The sequence below is a fragment of the Candidatus Salinivivens marinus genome, assembly GCF_965655845.1.
Lineage (GTDB): Bacteria > Pseudomonadota > Alphaproteobacteria > Rhodobacterales > Rhodobacteraceae > Salinivivens > Salinivivens marinus.
This window is the reverse complement of sequence record NZ_CBFHHX010000001.1, coordinates 70,236-86,130: the sequence shown is the minus strand read 5'-3', so window position 1 is coordinate 86,130 and position 15,895 is coordinate 70,236. Positions and strand designations below refer to the sequence as shown.

Sequence of the window (15,895 nt, the reverse complement as noted above, 5' to 3'; positions counted from 1 at the left end):
AAAACAAGAATGCCAGAAAATAAAGGAACTATTGGTGCAGCCGAGCATGTTGCTATAATCATGGATGGTAACGGTCGATGGGCCAAGGCGCGAGGCAAACCTCGTCTGTATGGGCATCGAGCCGGTGCAAAGCGAGTACGAGACATTGTTGAGGCTTGTCCTCAACTCGGTGTTAAATACCTAACAGTCTTTGCCTTTTCCACCGAAAATTGGAAACGTACTCAAACAGAAGTTGCAGGTTTGATGAGATTATTTAAGAAATATATTCTCAGCGAGGCAAAAAGATTGGTAGATGCCGGGGTTCGTGTAAGGTTTATCGGCGATCGTTTGCGCCTGGAGCCAAGGTTAGTCCAATTGATGGATGAGCTGGAAAAGATGACCTCGGAAAATACACTTGTTAACCTCACCGTTGCAATCAATTATGGTGGAAGAGATGAGGTGGCTCGAGCTAGCAGGCGAATGGCGCAAGATGTCGCAAAGGGTAAACTTAATCCAGACAAAGTTAATGAACAAACTTTGGCTCGTTATCTTGATACTTATGTACTTCCAGACCCTGATCTTGTTATTAGAACTTCTGGAGAAGCTAGAATTTCTAATTTTCTGTTATGGCAATCGGCCTACGCAGAATATGAATTTGTCAAAACTTTATGGCCAGATTTTAAAGTCAGGGATTTTCAAGAAATTGTATCTATTTTTGGTTCTCGTAAGCGTCGTTTCGGCGGGTTGCTGGCATCATGACAGTGGCGCGATGGAGTGACTTACCGTCTCGCCTATACTCAGCTAGTGCTTTGGGATTAGCAGGTTTTTCAGCAATGTTTTTCGGTGGGCTATTCTTGCTAGTTACTGTAGCTGGTTTGGTCTTCGTTATGCATTACGAATTGGCCAAAATGCAGAGTCCACTATTCTTGGACGCTCCAATATATTCTTCAATTGCTGCTTTGATAACCATCTTATTCTTAACCTATGCAGATCTTTGGATATTGTCTTTGAGTATTTTAGCAGTTTCCTTGATATGCCAGTACTTTTTAATGAGAACTCAAAAGCTTTTGGGTGCACTATACTCTTTGATTATAATTTTAGGCGGTTTCTATATCATAGAACTCAGAAGTCATTTCGGAATTTTATTTGTTGCATGGATTGTCTGCCTTGTTATTTTGACAGATACATTTGGTTATTTTGGCGGTCGGTTAATTGGCGGTCCAAAATTTTTTATTAGTATTTCGCCGAATAAAACTTGGGCCGGAGTGCTGTCTGGTTGGGCAGGGGCCTTCCTTTGTACCTATTTTTTCATGGAATTCAATGCCTTTGCGGATTTTACGCTTACCGGACAGACTTTATTTTTATTTGCAATCTTACTCTCTTTTTGCTCACAAGTTGGTGATTTGTTCGAAAGCTTTATGAAGAGAAAATGTAAGGTGAAGGATAGTTCAAATATTATTCCAGGACATGGTGGTTTTCTTGACAGATTTGATGGTATCATTGTTGCGATATTAATTTGTGGTATTTCGGAACCTCTATTTTCATGAATAAAAAAAGAATTTCTATTTTTGGAGCTACAGGCTCGGTTGGGCAAAATACTCTTGATTTAATTTCCCGTGATAGAGAGTCCTATGAAATTGTGGTGTTAACTGCAGGCTCAAACATTGATTCACTTATCAAGGCAGCTTTACAATTCAAACCTCAGGCCATTGTAGCTGCAACCAATGATCAATTTAAAGAATTAAAAAATGCTTTAAGCAATACCGAAATCAACATTGGAACAGGTAGAGCGGCACTGCTCGAAAGTGCGTCTAGAAAGTGTGATCTGGCATTTTCAGCTATTGTTGGTGCTGCAGGCCTTGAGCCAGGATTGATTGCACTGGAAAATGGAGCTAATTTAGCGCTGGCAAATAAGGAAAGTATGGTTGCAGCGGGGGATCTGGTAAAAAAAACGGCCTTTAAAAACAATTGTAAATTAATACCAGTTGATAGCGAGCACTCTGCTATTTTTCAAGCGCTACATGGAGAGAATGTTAACTCGATCGAAAGGGTTATTTTAACTGCCTCCGGTGGTGCGTTCCGTGATTGGACAATTGAGGAAATAGCCAAGGCTACCCCTGAGCAGGCATCAACCCATCCAAATTGGAACATGGGTCAAAGAATTACTATTGATAGCGCGTCGATGTTTAATAAGGCCTTGGAAGTAATTGAAGCAAAAGAACTTTTTAATCTGACAGCAAAGCAAATTGAGGTTCTTGTGCATCCACAGTCTCTAGTCCACGCAATAGTGGGCTTCTGCGATGGTGGTATGCTGGCTCATTTAGGTCCGCCAGACATGCGCCATGCTATTGGCTACGCCCTAAACTACCCAAATCGTAAAACATTGCCGTTAGAAAAGTTAGATTTTACAAAAAGTAGTCCTCTTACATTTCTAGAGCCAGATAAAGAACGTTTTCCTGCAATCGGTTTGGCATATGACGTGATGGCGTTAGGGGGTATATCTGGAGCTGTATTCAATGCTGCTAAAGAAACTGCACTTGACGGGTTCTTAGCAAAACAAATTGGTTTTCTAGACATGTCCATTATTGTTGAAAAAACTATTACTGAAATTTGCCATTTGAAAAACTGCCATAAAACGGAAATTTGTTTAAGTAATATTCTTGATCTTGATTCACTGGCACGAAATTATGCGGCAGAGTTAATTCAGATGCAGGGGAGCTAGAAAAAGTTTGGAAGTTTTTCCCTATTTTGGTGGAATTTTGCACCCTGTCGTCTCATTTATTGTGAGTTTATCTATAATTGTTTTTGTGCATGAGTATGGCCACTACATTGTGGGTAAGTGGTCTGGAATCAAGGCTGATGTATTTTCCGTAGGTATGGGACCTGTTATTTTATCCCGTGTCGACAAGAATGGAACTACTTGGCAGATAGCTGCAATTCCATTTGGTGGGTTTGTAAAATTTAAGGGTGATGCAAGCATATCCAGTAGTCATGCGGACTTTCGTTCAAAAGCACTCGATGAAAACGATTTGCGAACAACTTTGCATGGTGCGCCACTTTGGGCGCGGACTGCGACAGTCGCGGCAGGACCGATATTTAACTTCATATTCTCTATAGCCATATTTTTCATCCTGTTCGTATCGGTAGGGCAGGTGCGAGAGCCGTTGACCGTAAGTAAAATAAATCCATTACCATTTGTTAATCAGCTTGAACAAGGTGATGAAATTATAAGTATTTCTGGTTATAAAATTGGCTCAGCTAGCAGCTTAAGTGAGATACTAGAGTATATCGAATATGTTGATCCAAATTCAATTACTTATGAAATCCGAAGAGATGGAGAGACATATTTTGTGGTTGGCCCGCCAATAGATCTTCCACGTGTTTCGGGCTTAGTCCCGCTCTCGGCTGCTGTAGAAGCAAATTTGAATGCAGGTGATGTTATTTTGGAAATCAACGGTGAGCCAATTAATAAATTCGATGAATTGAAAGAGGCGGTTGAAAAATCTTCTGGATCTTCTATTGACCTCACGGTTTGGCGCGACGCAAAAATATTTCAAACGACAATTATTCCCAAAAGAGAGGACATACCTCAGCCTGAAGGCGGTTTTATAACAAAATGGAGAATTGGAATAGTCGGCTCGATATACCCTTTTGATTTGCTTACAGAGCCAATCCCAATCCTGCAAGCAGTTCGACTCTCCGTTTTTCAGACTTACTCGATAATCTCTTCCTCAATTAATGGGCTATACCATATTGTAGCAGGCAATATTAGCACCTGTAATTTATCTGGCCCAGTTGAAATAGCGGAAATTTCTTCTCATATGGCAAAGGAAGGAATTCAAAGTTTTATTCAAACACTGGCATTATTCTCAGCCGCCATTGGTTTTATGAATCTATTACCAATCCCAGTTTTGGACGGAGGCCACTTGGTATTTTATGCTTATGAGGCAATTTTCAAGAAACCTCCAAACCAAAAGGCATTGGGCGTTCTTATGACGACGGGGCTTGCTTTGGTGTTGTTTTTTATGATGTTTGCAATTTTTAATGATTATTATTGCTGATTTTCACTAATTTTATTTTATGCTTTTAAAATCGGATTTGATTGCCTTTGACATGATAAATTTTTGTAGGTAGTCACATAGTGGGGTTAAAAAGCAATACCTGGGAAATCCTATGAAATTGAGAGAAAAACTTTTTTACATCATTTTTGCTTTACCGGCATGTTTGTTCTTATCATTTCCAAGCATTCTTTTGGCTCAAACATTTGCGATTTCAGAAATCGAGATAGTTGGCAATCAACGAATTGAGACTGATACAATCAAGTCGTTCATCTCTTTACCGGAGGGCCAGAATTTTGAGGCTAATGAAATTAACGCTGCATATCAAAGAGTTCTAAAAAGTGGTTTGTTCGAAAGTGTGGAGTTTGACGAAAATGACGGCTTGCTGAGAGTAACTGTCGTTGAGTACCCCACTATTAATCGAATTTATTTCGAGGGCAATGTACGTGTTGAGGATGCAGCTTTAGAAAAGGTATTAAAATCTAAAGAAAAATATGTGCTGGATTCTCAAACGGTTGAACAGGATCGAAAAAATATTGCGGAAACGTATGCCGTAATGGGACGTTTAGCGGCAAGAGTTAATCCAAAAGTAATTAGAAAGCCAGAAAACAGAGTAGATTTAATTTTTGAGATTTTTGAAGGTGGCGTAATTGAAATTGAAAAAATTGGGATTGTAGGCAATAGGGCTTTTTCTGACCGACGGTTACGTCGTGTTTTATCCACTAAACAAGCTGGTCTTTTTCGAACCTTCGTAAGATCCGATACATTTGTAGAGGAAAGAATAGAGTTTGATAAAAAAGTTCTAACAGATTTTTATACTTCACGAGGTTTTGTAGATTTCCGAGTAAATTCGGTCAACGCAGAACTTACAGAGGAGAGGGATGGGTATTTCTTGGTCTTTAATATATCTGAAGGTCAAAAATTCGCTGTAGGAGATGTAGCTGTCGAAACCAGCCTAAAAGAATTGAACGTAGATGAGTATTTTGAAATCTTAAAGCTAATAAAGGGTTCAACATACTCTGCTAAGATTGTTGAGCTTGATGTCGAAAGAATAGAGCGTTTAGCTTTGAGAAATGGCGTTGATTTTATTAGGGTTAAGCCCAAAGTTACAAAGGACAGTTCTTCTTTGTCACTTAACGTTAACTACTTAATGGAACGCAGCCCACGCGTTATTCTCGAGCGAATAAATATAGCCGGTAACACTGCTACTTTAGACAAAGTCATTCGTAGACAATTCCGGGCCGCTGAGGGGGACCCGTTCTCTGCACGACGTATTAGACAAGCAACTGATCGCATTCGTGCTCTAGGTTTTTTTGAAACTGTTGATGTTTCGGCTCGCCAAGGGAAAGCAAAAGATTCTGTAATTGTTGATGTTTCGGTAAAAGAGAAGCCAACTGGATCTGTTAGTTTAGGGGGATCTTATTCCACCAGCTCAGGTTTTGGTCTTCTATTGGAATATGCGGAACGAAATTTTTTGGGTAGAGGGCAAGACTTCCGCCTGAAATATAATTCGGGTGTTGGTAGTCGAACATATTCTCTCGGTTTTATAGAGCCAGAATTTTTGTCTCCGGGCTTAAGTCTTGGGTTTTCTAGTAAGTTCACAGAAACTGAGAAAGAGAACTCTAATTACGATACAACTATCCTGGATGTCTCACCTCAAGTATCTTTCCCAATTAGTGATTATAGTAATATCTCTGTGAGCATAGGATACAATGAGACAGAACTCAGGGACCCAGTGAATGTTGGAAACATTATTCAAAATGAAGTGAATATGGGACAAGAGGAAAGAGCATATTCAAAAGTTGCATATACTTACAATACATTGCGTGATGGATTAGACCCAAACTTTGGTATGGTTTTTAGAGTGTCTCAAGAAGTTTCTGGGTTTACTGGCGATGGTGAGAGCTCAAAAACAAGTGCGTTGGCGAGGTTACAGAGAAAAATTTTAAACGAAGAGGTTTTACTTAAAGGCACGCTCGAGGGAGGGGTCTTGAATTATGGTGATAGCCGAGTAACAGACCGTTTTTTTCTTGGTTCAGCATTAATGAGAGGTTTTGAACCCGGCGGTATAGGTCCAAGAGAAATTGTTGACGAAGGCGAAGTTATAAACGATGCCTTAGGAGGTAATACTTTTGCAGTGCTTAGACTGGAAGCCGAATTTTCGTTGGGTCTCCCTGAAGAATATGGGGTCGATGGTGGGATATTCTTTGATGTAGGTAACTTGTGGTCGTTAGATAAAATGAATGAGAATGTTATTTATGAAGATGGTTCCTGGCGAAGTGTACTTGGCGCTTCTTTATTCTGGAAAACACCTATTGGGCCACTCAGATTTAATTTTTCACGACCACTGCAAAAGGAAACATTTGATAGGGAGCAAAATTTTGATCTTACGATCAGGACCCAGTTTTAGAAATGCGGCTCCTATGTATTCTTTTTTGTCTTTCTGTTTATTGTCCAGCAATTACTATTGCGCAAGAGACGGACACTGGTGAAGCCAGTTTTTCTAGTGTACTGACAATAGATATATCGAGAATTGCTAGGGAGACGCAATATGGGCAGCGCATATTTAAAGAATTTGAAAACGCGCAGAGCGAACTGGTTGAAAGTAATACAGTCATACAGAGTAACCTCGAAGCTGAAGAACAAAGCCTAGTAGAACTGCGTAAAACTCTTGCTGCGGATGAATTCAGAAAATTAGCAGTTGAATTCGATGAAAGAGCCAATGCTATTCGAAAAGAACGTGCGGCGTTGGAAAATACGCTTTTTGAACTTCGAGACGAAAACATAAATAAATTATTGCAGCTTTCTGTCCCGTTCTTGCAAGAAATTATGCTGAGTTATAAAGCATCCGTAATAATTGACAGACGTAACATAGTTTTATCCAATCCGATGGTCGATATTACTGATAAGGCAATAGAGTTAATAAATGATAAGTTAGGAGACGGGACTAAGAACGCTGACTAACTAGACCCACTTTTGAGAGGTCGTTTTGATGTTAAGTAAATCCTGTATAGTATTCCAATGAGAAGGAACTTTTATGAGTGATGTTGAAAGAATTGCAGATATTGATTTAATAAAGCGTATTCTGCCGCATCGGTATCCGTTTCTATTGGTCGACAAAGTAGTTGATATAGATGGTTTTAATAAAGCCACTGGTTTAAAAAATATTACATTTAATGAACCACAATTTCAGGGTCATTTCCCAACTACTCCAATTATGCCGGGTATTATGATAGTGGAGGCAATGGCACAAACGGCAGCTGTAATGGTTGGAGTCGGTTTGAATTTGGCAGATAAAAACATGCTTATATATTTTATGGCAATCGATAACTGTAAGTTTAGAAGAAAGGTAACTCCTGGCGATCAATTGATCATGAATTTAAATACCTTAAGGGGGAAACCTGGTGGTAAAGTATGGAAATTTTACGGAGAGGCTAGTGTTGATGGTGAAATGGCAGCTCAAGCGGAATTTTCTGCTATGATGGATTTGAATAATACCGAGGTATAATCGTGGCAAATGTAAATATCCATCATAGCGCCATAATTGAAGATGGAGCGGAAATTGGCGAGGGAACTTCCATAGGACCCTTTTGCTTTGTGGGAAGTAAAGTCAGATTGGGACAAAATGTAGAATTGAAAAGTCATGTTGTCATAAAGGGCGATACCCACTTGGGTGATGAAAATACGGTTTTCCCTTTTGCTGTCTTGGGGGAAATACCGCAAGACAAAAAATTCAATGGTGAAAGTACTAGTTTAAAAATAGGAAGTCGAAATCAAATTCGAGAGCATGTCACCATAAACGTAGGAACTAAAGGTGGTGGAGGAATAACGAAAGTTGGCAATGACGGACTATTCATGGCCGGGTGTCATATAGCGCACGATGCTCAAGTTGGAGATAATGTCATTTTAGTAAATAATGCTTCTTTAGCTGGGCATTGCATAATAGAAGATAATGTTATCGTTGGTGGATTAAGTGGAGTACATCAATTTGTCAGGATAGGTGAGGGAGCTATAATCGGAGCAGTAACAATGGTCACTAATGATGTGATCCCCTACGGATTGGTTCAAGCTCCCAGGGGTGAATTAGATGGTTTAAATCTGGTAGGCTTAAAACGTAAAGGAGTTCCTAGAGCTGATATTATGGCATTGAGGGCAGCATTTCAGACCCTTTCACAGGGAGATGGTACTTTCCAGGACCGGGCTCAAAAGCTAACAGATGATAGTGAAAGCAAATACGTAGAAAAAATTGTAAGTTTTGTTTTAGGCCACAGTGATAGGTCTTTCCTTACCCCTAGATAAAATAATATGAAAAATTATAAGAATGTTGCAATCATAGCTGGCGGAGGTACTTTACCAAAAATAGTTTATGAAGAACTTTCTGATCCATACGTGATAGGGTTTGAGGGCATGCCGTGTTCTCTGAGTGACCGTGCTAAGTTTCATAATTTTAATCAGCTCGGTTATTTCTTTGAAGATTTAAATGCCCGTGGTATTCGTAGCGTTGTCATGGTTGGCGATATGAAAAGGCCATTATTGGATGAGACAAAATTTGACGAGTTTTCAAAAACAAGGTCTCATTTAATTTTTAATGCCATGCAACAAGGTGATGATACAGTTTTAAAATACATTATTTCATTATTCCTTGAGGCAAATATTACTCCCATTGGGGCACATGAAGTAGTGAGGAATTTAACATTAAAAGCAGGGGTTTATAGTGGCTCTGTAGACAACTTAAATGTAGAGGATGTTAAGCGTGCTGATGAAATTTTAGAAAGAACAAGTTGTCTTGACATAGGCCAGTCGATAGTTGTCGAGGCTGGACAGGTTTTAGGTATTGAAACGGTTCAAGGCACAGAACAGCTGCTTGGTTATGTTCGCGATACCTCTATTGCTCTAAGGCGAGTAGGAGTAGGTGTTTTCGTAAAAAGAGAAAAAATAAACCAGGACTTACGCGTGGACATGCCTACAATAGGGCCGGAAACAATCCGTCAAGTATATGATGCAAAGTTGGCTTCAATTATTATAACTCCTGGTAAAGTTATTGTACTAGACCAGGACGAATGCTTTCGACTGTGCGAAGAGCTTTCATTATCATTTATCGTTAAGGAGCGGGAAAAATGAAAGTGTATTTAGTTGCGGGTGAACCTTCGGGTGATAAGCTTGGAGCTGAATTAATGGCTGGTTTAAAAAGCTGTGCTGCCTATGAATTGGACTTTCATGGCGTAGGTGGTCCTTTAATGGAAGAACAAGGACTGACTAGCTTATTCCCAATAACTGAAATAGCGGTTATGGGTATCGGCGAGATTTTAGCCAAATACATTTTTCTGAAAAAACGAATTAAAAATACAGTAGACGACATACTGCGACTTAAACCCGATGTACTAATTACGATTGATGCGCCAGAATTTTCTTTGCGGGTTGCCAAAATGGTTCGTAAAAAATTATTCATAAATACTATCCACTACGTTGCACCAACCGTTTGGGCTTGGCGTCCCAATAGAGCAAAAAAAATTTCTGGTTATGTAGATCATATTTTAGCATTGTTTCCATTTGAACCACCTTACATGCAACGGGAAGGAATAAGTTGCGATTTTGTTGGGCATCCAGTGGCAAATGAAAATTTGCCAGAACCAAGTTTGGTAAAAAAATTTCGGCAACAACATAAAATAGGCGAAAATGATACCCTTGTAGCATTTCTGCCTGGTTCAAGAATATCTGAAGTTGATCGTTTAATGCCCGTTTTTAAAAATGTTTCGTCAATGCTGATTTCTCAAAAATTAAATACTAGGATAGTTACTGTAGTAGCCCCTGCAGTCGAGCATATTGTGGTAGAAAATTTGCAGAGGTGGGGCAACAATATAATTGTGGTAACTAAGGATGATCTTTCAAGTAATGATTTTCAGAAACTAAAACGTGAAGTATTCGCTTCTTGCGATATTGCATTAGCAGCGTCAGGCACAGTTTCTTTAGAATTGGCGTCTACTGAAACTCCAATGGTAATCGCTTACGATATGGGTTTTTTATCAAGACTCGTTTTTCGGCTGTTAGTAAGCGTTAAGAGTGTAAACCTCGTGAATTTAATTTCCGAACAGCATACTATTCCAGAATTTATTGGCAGCAATTGTAAGCCTGATAAGATTTTTCAAGCCTTGGTAAATCAGCTAGAAGATCCGATTGGTCAAAAAACAGCAATGCGAAAATCTTTAGACCTTTTGAGCGTTGGTGGAGAAAATTCAGGCACTGTAGCCGCAAAATCTGTTATAGCTTTTTTGGAGATACACAAAACTTAGAATGTTAGGGTTTTATTACTTTAGAAAATGTTTTCATGAAACCAACCAGAGAAATAGGAATAATTACTTGCTGATCACCTGAAGATATATGTTTTAAATAGATGGAAGCTTTTTCTTTATTTTTGAGCGCCTCTACTTCTTCTTTAGTTAGTCCAATTTGTGAATAGCAGCCAAGACTATTACAGAATTTGAACTGATATTTTTTTGGCTCTAAGTCTTGTATGGCCAAAATTAATCCTTCAGAAAGAATAGTTTCTAAAGGCACGATGATGGTTGCAGCAGCCTCGGCTACTTGATTATCTGATAGTTTGAATATTGAAATCTCGGCAACTGGTTGTTTTTTATCGTTAAATATTATTTGGTTTGCTTCGCAACGTTCTATGGAATTCTGTGGTGCAATACATTTAAGGTTCCAGTTTTTAATTGTCTCTTTAATATATGGTTGTATTTTTTGCGGCTCTCCTGCCATAGCATCATCTATAGATAGATTATCAGCCTCTTCTGCACTAACAGTTAGGGTGCTTAAAACAGATAAAAAAGTATAGGCCAGTATTAAATTCCAAGCAAAAAAGTATTTTTTTAAAATGTGAGAGTGATGGTATTTTGGCATAGGATTCTCAATAAATAATTGGTTTTTTTATGGCCCTAATGATGAGTGCAGGACCAGCTCGTATATTCTTTCAAAAAGGTGGGTCAATCACGTTTATAATGTACTATTTATACTTCAAAAGTTTTTAGGATAGCAGAAAAATCCAAACCGGATCCGTTCTTGTTTTCTACAAAATCTTTGTAAAGCGTCATTGCAAGATCCCCCATAGGAGTAGAAGCCTTAGTTTCGCTCGCTGCATTTTGAGATAGCATAAGATCTTTTAGCATTAAATCTGACGAAAAACCTGGGATGTAATTGTTGTCAGATGGCGCTTTTGGCCCAACTCCAGGAGCAGGGCAGTAGCTATTCATTGACCAACTATATCCAGATGAAGTGGACACAACGTCAAACATGGCTTCGCGGTCCAACTCGAGTTTATCTGCCAATGCAAAGGCTTCACAAGTCGCGATCATAGTAACCCCAAGTATCATATTATTACAAATTTTTGCGGTTTGCCCACTTCCGTTTTCACCGCAATAAACAGATCTACTTCCCATGTATTCAAATAAGAACCTTAATTGATCAAAATCATCTCTACTTCCTCCAACCATAAACGTAAGGCTGCCAGATTTTGCTCCCTGAACACCACCAGATACTGGCGCATCCAGCATATTTACCTTTTTATTACTAAGGGTCTGGCAAACTTCTTTCGTCGTCTTAACATCAATGGTAGAACAGTCGATTAATGTGCTCTCAGCATTAAAATTGTTAATAAATTCGGACACTATCTCTTTAACTATTAATCCCGACGGTAACATTGTGAAAACGATGTCTACTTCATTAAGAATTGCTGGTATGGATGGCATCATAGTTATTTCAGGTAACTTTATTGAGTTATCCGTATCGAAACCCAAAACATCTAAACCATTTTTGGCTAAGTTTTTTGCCATTGGTGCGCCCATATTGCCAAGGCCTATGAAACCAATTTTCAAATTTATCTCCATATTTTAAAATGGAACCTAGAACTGTTAGTTTATTATCGCCATTCAGAAATTAAATATTAATCCATCGCTTTAAAGTTGAATTCCCCACCTTCTTTAATACCTGATGGCCACCTGCTGGTTACAGTTTTTGTTCTAGTGTAAAATTTGAATGCATCTGGGCCATGTTGATTCAAATCACCAAATACAGATTTTTTCCAGCCACCAAACGTATGATATGCGAGCGGCACCGGAATTGGTACATTAACTCCAACCATTCCAATATTTATTCGGTTTGCGAAATCTCTTGCAGTATCACCGTCTCTAGTAAAAATAGCCGTCCCGTTGCCATATTCATGGCTCATGGCTAATCCGATGGCTTCCTCATAGGAACCTGCTCTTACAGTAGACAAAACTGGACCAAATATTTCCTTCTTATAAATATCCATATCTGGCGTAACTCTGTCGAACAAATGTGGGCCAACAAAGAAGCCATGTTCATAACCTTGAAGGCTAAAATCTCGCCCATCAATAACTAATTCGGCTCCTTGATCTATTCCACTCTGAACGAGATTCAAAATATTTTGTTTTGCTGCACTTGTAACCACGGGACCAAAGTCAACATCGTCTCCTGCTGTGTAAGGTCCTACCTTTAGTTTTTCGATACGTGGTGCCAACTTTTCAATTAGGCGATCTGCTGTTTCTTCGCCGACGGGTACAGCTACTGAAATCGCCATACAACGCTCACCAGCAGCACCATAACCTGATCCAACCAATGCATCTGCTGCTAAATCCATATCTGCATCTGGCATTACAATCATGTGGTTTTTAGCCCCACCAAAGCATTGAACACGTTTTCCATTAGCACAACCTGTCCCGTAAATATATTCGGCAATTGGTGTCGAACCAACAAACCCAATTGACTGTACTGTGGGGTTGCTCAACATAGCATCTACGCTTACCTTATCTCCATTGATGACTTGAAGTACCCCTTTTGGCAGACCAGCTTCTTCCATAAGTTCTGCCAATAAAATTGGAACTGAGGGATCTCTTTCTGATGGTTTTAATATGAAAGCATTTCCACAAACTATAGATGGTGCAAACATCCACATAGGTATCATTGCGGGAAAGTTAAATGGGGTTATTCCTCCACAAACACCTAGCGGTTGTTTCATCGAATACATATCAATGCCAGGACCTGCGCTATCCGTAAATTCACCCTTGAGCATTTGAGGGGCCCCAATACAATATTCTGCCACTTCCAATCCTCTTTGCACATCACCCTTTGCATCTGGAAATGTTTTGCCATGCTCACTACTTAAAACTTCTGCTAGTTTATCCATATCTCTGTGGAGTAAATCGACGAACTTCATCATTACTCGAGCTCGCCTTTGCGGGTTTACAGCTCCCCACTTGGGTTGCACTTTTGCTGCTATTTCAACAGCTGCATCAAACTCTTCTTTAGACGCAAGCGGTACGCGTGCCTGAACCTCACCAGTTGCTGGATTAAATACGTCTCCAAATCTGCCGGAACTTCCAGAAACACTTTGACCGTTTATATAGTGCGTTAGCTCTTTCATTTTCTTCTCCTAGTTATTAAGCCCATTATGCTTGTGCAAAAAAGCTAAATCCAGAGCTATTTTAGAAAAATCAATACAAATACCACCGAAAATAAGCAGGATGGTAATAACTCAAAATAGCAAATTCATCTATTGAATGATAATACAAAGCGCCCGACGTAACTTTAATAAAGATAAAAGGATTTTACTGTCGAAATCCCATCGCATAAAAAATTTTGAAAATACTTCGTTGCTTGACTGATTGTGGGTTCAGATGCACACTGCTGTGTACAAATTGCAAATGTTGGGAGTTAGTAATGCTCATTCAACAGGTTCTACAGGTAAAGGCAATCCCCGGTGTAATAACACTACCGCCGTCTGCTGCGATGTCCGAAGTGATCAAAGTGCTGTCCAAAAAAAGAATAGGTGGAATAGTTATCTCTTCTGACAAAAAGTTTTGTGAGGGAATTATATCTGAAAGAGATATCGTTAAGATCTTGTCTCGGAATGGCGCTGTTGCTTTAGACCACACCGTCGACAATTATATGACCAGTAAGTTAATAAGTTGCACGCCTGATGCAACAGCAGACCAAGTTTTGACCGTAATGACTGAGAAGCGATTTCGTCACATGCCTGTTATTGTTAATAGTGAACTATTAGGTCTTGTAACAATAGGAGACATCGTTAAGGCTCGATTAACTGAATTGGAAATGGAAAAAGAAGCTTTGGAAGGCATGATTATGGGATATTAACATGTCTTTTCATTCATTTATCCTTGAAATTAATCTGTAAAAGTGGGATCCCATCCCTGTAGTTTTATCTAAGGAATTACTGAGTGCGCATTGGTTTATATCCAGGTACATTTGATCCTATAACATTGGGTCATATTGATATAATAAATAGAGCATCAATGCTTGTGGATAGACTTGTAATAGGTGTCGCAATCAATAGGGACAAATCTCCTCTCTTTAATTTAGATGAGCGAGTAAAAATGATTGAAGTTGAATGCTCAAGTCTCGGCAAAAAAACTGGCACAGAAATAATTGCTCATCCATTTGAGAATCTCCTTGTAGATTGTGCAAATGATGTAAACGCCTCAGTAATTTTTAGAGGACTTCGCGCTGTTGCTGATTTTGAGTATGAGTTCCAAATGGTCGGTATGAATCGCGCTTTGAATGATAGCATCGAAACCGTTTTTTTAATGGCTGAGGCAAAGCACCAGGCGATAGCATCGAAGTTAGTAAAAGAAATTGTGCGACTAGGTGGTGATGTTTCAAAATTTGTGACACCGACGGTAAACAAACAGCTCTTAGAAAAATTCTGAATAATTTATAATATCATCCGATATTAAATATGCTTTGCCATGACCACTGCGGTATCAGCCATTCTGTTGGAGAAGCCCCATTCATTATCATACCAGCTCAGAACTCGTACCAAATTGTTATCCATTACTTTGGTTTGATCAGCTGCAAAAATTGATGATCTAGGATCATGATTGAAGTCGCAAGACACAAGTTTTTTATCAGTATATCCCAGAACCCCTTTTAACGTGCTGCTTGCAATATTATTAACTGCTTCATTAATTTCAGTGATAGAGGTGTCACGATTTGCTTCAAAAGTAAGATCAACAACCGATACGTTTGGTGTCGGTACACGAACTGCAAACCCATCTAACTTTTCATCTAGTTCTGGTAGGACTAAACCAACAGCTTTAGCGGCTCCCGTTGTGGTCGGTATCATACTCAAACTTGCAGCACGTGCGCGGTATAGGTCATCATGCATTGTATCTAATACAGGTTGGTCACCGGTATAGCTATGTATGGTAGTCATAAACCCACGTTTTATACCTACTACTTCATGCAGAACTTTTGCAATAGGAGCCAAACAATTTGTAGTACATGAAGCGTTGGAAACGATTACGTCATTTTTTGTCAATGTTTCATGATTTACACCATACACAATTGTTTTATCGGCATTTTTTGCGGGAGCACTAATCAGCACACGTGACGATCCATTACTTAGATGTGCGGCTGCTTTTTCCCGGTCAGTAAAAATACCAGTACACTCCATTGCTATATCAATATGTCTCCAGGGTAACTCTGCTGGTTGCTTAATAGCAGTTACTTCAATTTCCATTTCACCAATAATAATAGAATTTTTGGTCGTTTTAATATCTTTCGCAAATCTTCCATGTATACTATCAAATTCTAACAAATGAGCATTTATTTCAGTTGATCCCAAATCATTTATTGCAACGATTTCCAGATCAGTTCTTCCAGATTCTACTACTGCTCTTAAAATATTACGTCCGATCCTGCCGAAACCATTAATTGCAACCTTGACTGCCATATTTAACCCTCAATTTAAGTTAGCGCTAACATCAAAAAATAAAGTACAAAAGTCAAGCCAAATAAGGGTCTCCAAACGGATAATACAGCAT

At 39.2% G+C, this 15,895-nt stretch carries 16 protein-coding genes; 12 read left to right on the top strand and 4 right to left on the bottom strand.

Annotated features, from left to right (window positions below; translation table 11 throughout):
- Positions 1 to 9: 9 nt before the first annotated feature.
- From uppS to lpxB, 10 genes are all read left to right on the top strand, one after another.
- Entirely contained in the window at positions 10 to 738 is a 729-nt protein-coding gene (gene uppS, locus ACTF5Q_RS00475; RefSeq protein ID WP_438953074.1) for a polyprenyl diphosphate synthase, read from the top strand.
- Entirely contained in the window at positions 735 to 1,526 is a 792-nt protein-coding gene (locus tag ACTF5Q_RS00470; RefSeq protein ID WP_438952774.1) for a phosphatidate cytidylyltransferase, read from the top strand. Before uppS ends, ACTF5Q_RS00470 begins: the two co-directional genes overlap by 4 nt.
- Positions 1,523 to 2,701, top strand: a complete 1,179-nt coding sequence (dxr, locus tag ACTF5Q_RS00465) for a 1-deoxy-D-xylulose-5-phosphate reductoisomerase (RefSeq protein ID WP_438952773.1) — start codon at positions 1,523 to 1,525, stop codon at positions 2,699 to 2,701. The genes ACTF5Q_RS00470 and dxr overlap by 4 nt, the downstream gene beginning before the upstream one ends.
- A 7-nt stretch (positions 2,702 to 2,708) precedes the next feature.
- Complete coding sequence (rseP, locus tag ACTF5Q_RS00460; RefSeq protein WP_438952772.1) at positions 2,709 to 4,040, top strand: RIP metalloprotease RseP; 1,332 nt, start codon at positions 2,709 to 2,711, stop codon at positions 4,038 to 4,040.
- A gap of 112 nt (positions 4,041 to 4,152) precedes the next feature.
- Positions 4,153 to 6,447 carry an outer membrane protein assembly factor BamA gene (gene bamA, locus ACTF5Q_RS00455; RefSeq protein WP_438952771.1) on the top strand — a complete coding sequence of 765 codons (2,295 nt, stop codon included), beginning with the start codon at positions 4,153 to 4,155 and terminating at the stop codon, positions 6,445 to 6,447.
- A 2-nt stretch (positions 6,448 to 6,449) separates the two neighbouring features.
- The gene (locus ACTF5Q_RS00450; RefSeq protein ID WP_438952770.1) at positions 6,450 to 7,001 is read left to right on the top strand and encodes an OmpH family outer membrane protein; all 552 of its coding nucleotides are present in this window, start codon (positions 6,450 to 6,452) and stop codon (positions 6,999 to 7,001) included.
- A gap of 73 nt (positions 7,002 to 7,074) precedes the next feature.
- Positions 7,075 to 7,545 (top strand): 3-hydroxyacyl-ACP dehydratase FabZ, encoded by a 471-nt coding sequence (gene fabZ, locus ACTF5Q_RS00445; RefSeq protein WP_438952769.1) that lies wholly within the window; start codon positions 7,075 to 7,077, stop codon positions 7,543 to 7,545.
- 2 nt (positions 7,546 to 7,547) lie between these two features.
- Positions 7,548 to 8,336 (top strand): acyl-ACP--UDP-N-acetylglucosamine O-acyltransferase, encoded by a 789-nt coding sequence (lpxA, locus tag ACTF5Q_RS00440; RefSeq protein WP_438952768.1) that lies wholly within the window; start codon positions 7,548 to 7,550, stop codon positions 8,334 to 8,336.
- A gap of 6 nt (positions 8,337 to 8,342) precedes the next feature.
- Entirely contained in the window at positions 8,343 to 9,158 is an 816-nt protein-coding gene (locus ACTF5Q_RS00435) for an LpxI family protein (protein WP_438952767.1), read from the top strand.
- Entirely contained in the window at positions 9,155 to 10,327 is a 1,173-nt protein-coding gene (lpxB, locus tag ACTF5Q_RS00430) for a lipid-A-disaccharide synthase (protein ID WP_438952766.1), read from the top strand. The genes ACTF5Q_RS00435 and lpxB overlap by 4 nt, the downstream gene beginning before the upstream one ends.
- A gap of 4 nt (positions 10,328 to 10,331) precedes the next feature.
- On the opposite strand, the gene ACTF5Q_RS00425 is transcribed toward lpxB, so the two are convergent.
- The 3 genes from ACTF5Q_RS00425 to ACTF5Q_RS00415 all read right to left on the bottom strand — a co-directional run bounded on the left by ACTF5Q_RS00425 (position 10,332) and on the right by ACTF5Q_RS00415 (position 13,476).
- The gene (locus ACTF5Q_RS00425; protein WP_438952765.1) at positions 10,332 to 10,937 is read right to left on the bottom strand and encodes an invasion associated locus B family protein; all 606 of its coding nucleotides are present in this window, start codon (positions 10,935 to 10,937) and stop codon (positions 10,332 to 10,334) included.
- Positions 10,938 to 11,044: 107 nt separating this feature from the next.
- Positions 11,045 to 11,908 (bottom strand): 3-hydroxyisobutyrate dehydrogenase, encoded by an 864-nt coding sequence (mmsB, locus tag ACTF5Q_RS00420; protein ID WP_438952764.1) that lies wholly within the window; start codon positions 11,906 to 11,908, stop codon positions 11,045 to 11,047.
- A 68-nt stretch (positions 11,909 to 11,976) separates the two neighbouring features.
- Positions 11,977 to 13,476: a CoA-acylating methylmalonate-semialdehyde dehydrogenase gene (locus tag ACTF5Q_RS00415; RefSeq protein ID WP_438952763.1), complete on the bottom strand. Its 1,500-nt coding sequence runs from the start codon at positions 13,474 to 13,476 to the stop codon at positions 11,977 to 11,979.
- 296 nt (positions 13,477 to 13,772) lie between these two features.
- Here ACTF5Q_RS00415 and ACTF5Q_RS00410 point away from each other — a divergent pair, with 296 nt between their 5' ends.
- A complete protein-coding gene (locus ACTF5Q_RS00410; RefSeq protein ID WP_438952762.1) occupies positions 13,773 to 14,207 on the top strand; it encodes a CBS domain-containing protein in 435 nt (144 codons plus the stop codon).
- An 83-nt stretch (positions 14,208 to 14,290) separates the two neighbouring features.
- On the top strand, positions 14,291 to 14,779 hold the full coding sequence (gene coaD, locus ACTF5Q_RS00405) for a pantetheine-phosphate adenylyltransferase (protein ID WP_438952761.1): 489 nt from the start codon (positions 14,291 to 14,293) through the stop codon (positions 14,777 to 14,779).
- Positions 14,780 to 14,802: 23 nt separating this feature from the next.
- Here coaD and gap read toward each other — a convergent pair whose 3' ends face one another.
- Positions 14,803 to 15,804 (bottom strand): type I glyceraldehyde-3-phosphate dehydrogenase, encoded by a 1,002-nt coding sequence (gene gap, locus ACTF5Q_RS00400; RefSeq protein WP_438952760.1) that lies wholly within the window; start codon positions 15,802 to 15,804, stop codon positions 14,803 to 14,805.
- Between the last annotated feature and the right edge of the window lie 91 nt (positions 15,805 to 15,895).